The sequence below is a fragment of the Salicola sp. AFF1 genome, assembly GCF_056783195.1.
Genome location: NZ_JBXAYL010000074.1, coordinates 1 through 2,499 on the forward strand (window position 1 = coordinate 1; position 2,499 = coordinate 2,499).

A 2,499-nucleotide genomic window follows, 5' to 3' on the forward strand; every position below is an offset into this window, starting at 1 on the left:
GTAAGCGCCAACGAACCGACACCTATTCGCTGGCCTGAACACCCCTCACACTGATTCCATCCTGTTAAGCATTGGAGGAGTCGGTATGACCCGCACCGAGCGTCATCAGTTCTGGCAGCAGACCCTTGCTGACTGGGCGGCATCCGAGCTGTCCGGGGCTGCGTTCTGCAAGCAACGGTCCCTCACGTACCACCAGTTTGTCTATTGGCGCCAAAAACTCCAGGGCGCGCCTGAGTCCGAGAACCAGGCGCAAGCCTCGGCTGCGCCGGCCGGCTTTGCCCGGGTGGCGCCAGCGCCCGGCGGGGATGGCCCGGATGGGCTGACCGTGTCGTTGCCCGGCGGCGTGGCCATCACTGGCTTGCACGCGGGCAACATCGAGTTGCTGGGCGCCGTGCTGAGCCAGCTTTGATGCGTCAGCGGTACCTGCGCCCGTCTCACCAGTTTCCGGAGATCTACCTGTACCGGGCACCGGTGGATTTCCGCAAGCAGGCTCATGGGCTGGCACTGATCGTCGAGCAGGAGCTGGGGCACAGTCCGTTCACCGGCGCCCTGTACGCGTTCACCAACCGCCAGCGCAACAAGATCAAGTGCCTGATGTGGGAAGACAACGGCTTTGTGCTGTATTACAAGGCACTGGCGGAGGAGCGGTTCAAGTGGCCGGGCCCGGGTGAGGAGCTGATGCCACTGACCGGCGAACAGATCAACTGGCTGCTCGATGGGTACGACATCACGCTGCTCAAGGGCCATAAAAAACTGCATTACGAGGCCCTCGGGTAGGCGTTTTTGCGTGCGCCAGATCGCTGTTTTTGTTATCATTTGCTCATGACATCAACGCCCGATAACGTCCCTTCAGCCCCCGATCTCAGCGCCCTTTCGCCTGCTGAGCTGATGGGCGTTATCGGCGACCTTCAGCAGCAGCTCAACGCCAGGGACCAGGCGCTGGCCTCGAAAGAGCAGGCCCTACAGCAGCGCGACACCCGCATTGATCTGCTCGAGGAAATGCTGCGGCTGAAAACCCTCCAGAAGTTCGCCGCCAGCAGCGAGAAGCATCGCGACCAGATCACGCTGTTCGATGAGGCGGAGGTGGAAGCCGAGATCGAGGCGCTGCGCGACGAGGCTGGAGACGACGACCAAGAGCCGGATCCGGATGAGCCACCGCAGCCGGCGCGCAAGCGCGCCCAGCGCGGCTTCTCAGCCGCACTGCGGCGCAAGCGCATTGAGCTGACCCTCAGCGACGAGCAAAAGGCTGGCGCCAGCAAGACCTTCTTCACCAAGGTCAAGGAGGAGTTGGAGTTCATCCCCGCGCAGCTGAATGTGCTGGAGTACTGGCAGGAAAAAGCCGTTTTCGAGCACAACGACGGGGATGAATCCATGGTGGCAGCGCCCCGTCCCGTGCATCCGCTGGGCAAGTGCATTGCCACGACCTCGCTGCTGGCCCACATCATCACCTCGAAATACGCCGATGGGCTGCCGCTGTACCGGCTGGAGACGATGCTGGCGCGGCTCGGGCATCCGCTCAGCCGCACCAGCATGGCGCATTGGATCATCCGCCTGGATGAGGTGTTCAAGCCACTGATCCAGCTCATGCGCGAGGCGCAGAACACCAGTGACTATATCCAGGCCGATGAGACCCGATTGCAGGTGCTCAAGGAGGATGGCAAAACGGCCCAGTCCGACAAATGGATCTGGGTGACCCGGGGCGGGCCACCGGGCCAGCCCACGGTGCTGTTCGAGTACGACCCCTCGCGCGGGGGTAGTGTGCCCGTGCGCCTGCTCGATGACTTCCAGGGCATCCTGCAAGCCGATGGTTACTCCGGCTACGGCAAAGTGTGTCGGGATAACACCATCACCCGGATCGGGTGCTGGGACCATGCCCGTCGCAAGTTTGTCGAGGCCTCGAAAGCGGCGCCGGCGAAAAAGAAAGGCAAGGGCCAACAGCAAACATCCAAGGCCGATGTGGCACTGAACCACATCCGCAAGCTCTACGCCATCGAGCGCCGGATCACTGATCTCGGCGATGACGAACGCTATCGCATCCGCCAGGCCGAAAGCCTGCCCCGGCTGCAGGCGTTCAAGAGCTGGCTGGACGACAACGCTGACAAGGTCGTAAAAGGCTCACTGACCCGCAAGGCCATGGACTACGCCCTGAACCAGTGGGAGACCCTGGTGGGCTACTGCGAACGCGGTGATCTGCAGATCAGCAACGCCCGGGCCGAGAACGCCATCCGCCCGTTCGCACTTGGACGTAAGGCATGGCTGTTCGCCGACACCACGCGAGGGGCCAACGCCAGTGCCACCTGCTACTCACTGATCGAAACGGCCAAGGCGAACAACCTGGAACCCTCCGCTTACATCCATCATATCCTCAAACACATCGGCGAGGCGGACACCGTCGAGAAGCTGGAAGCGCTTCTGCCCTGGAATACTGACCTGGAGCCAGCTCCTACAAAGAGCTGATAGCGGGTTCCGGGGCAAGTGGGTCGATTTGCTTGCGCTTAC

3 protein-coding genes are annotated in these 2,499 nt (G+C 62.2%); all 3 read left to right on the forward strand.

Features of this window, described 5'->3' with window-relative positions; all coding sequences use genetic code 11:
* Nucleotides 1–85: 85 nt before the first annotated feature.
* The 3 genes from tnpA to tnpC are packed head-to-tail and all read left to right on the forward strand — an operon-like array spanning nucleotide 86 to nucleotide 2,457.
* On the forward strand, nucleotides 86–409 hold the full coding sequence (gene tnpA / locus AC1RQI_RS16605) for an IS66 family insertion sequence element accessory protein TnpA (RefSeq protein ID WP_481905724.1): 324 nt from the start codon (nucleotides 86–88) through the stop codon (nucleotides 407–409).
* Nucleotides 409–777, forward strand: coding sequence for an IS66 family insertion sequence element accessory protein TnpB (gene tnpB, locus AC1RQI_RS16610; protein ID WP_481905725.1), 369 nt, complete (start codon nucleotides 409–411; stop codon nucleotides 775–777). Before tnpA ends, tnpB begins: the two co-directional genes overlap by 1 nt.
* Before the next feature lie 45 nt (nucleotides 778–822).
* Nucleotides 823–2,457 (forward strand): IS66 family transposase, encoded by a 1,635-nt coding sequence (tnpC, locus tag AC1RQI_RS16615; protein ID WP_481905726.1) that lies wholly within the window; start codon nucleotides 823–825, stop codon nucleotides 2,455–2,457.
* The last annotated feature ends 42 nt before the right edge of the window (nucleotides 2,458–2,499 follow it).

Bases quoted from the DNA above. Each gene is read 5' to 3' on its own strand.
- tnpA (WP_481905724.1), top strand. From the start codon at position 86: ATGACCCGCACCGAGCGTCATCAGTTCTGGCAGCAGACCCTTGCTGAC.
- tnpC (WP_481905726.1), top strand. From the start codon at position 823: ATGACATCAACGCCCGATAACGTCCCTTCAGCCCCCGATCTCAGCGCC.
- tnpB (WP_481905725.1), top strand. From the start codon at position 409: ATGCGTCAGCGGTACCTGCGCCCGTCTCACCAGTTTCCGGAGATCTAC.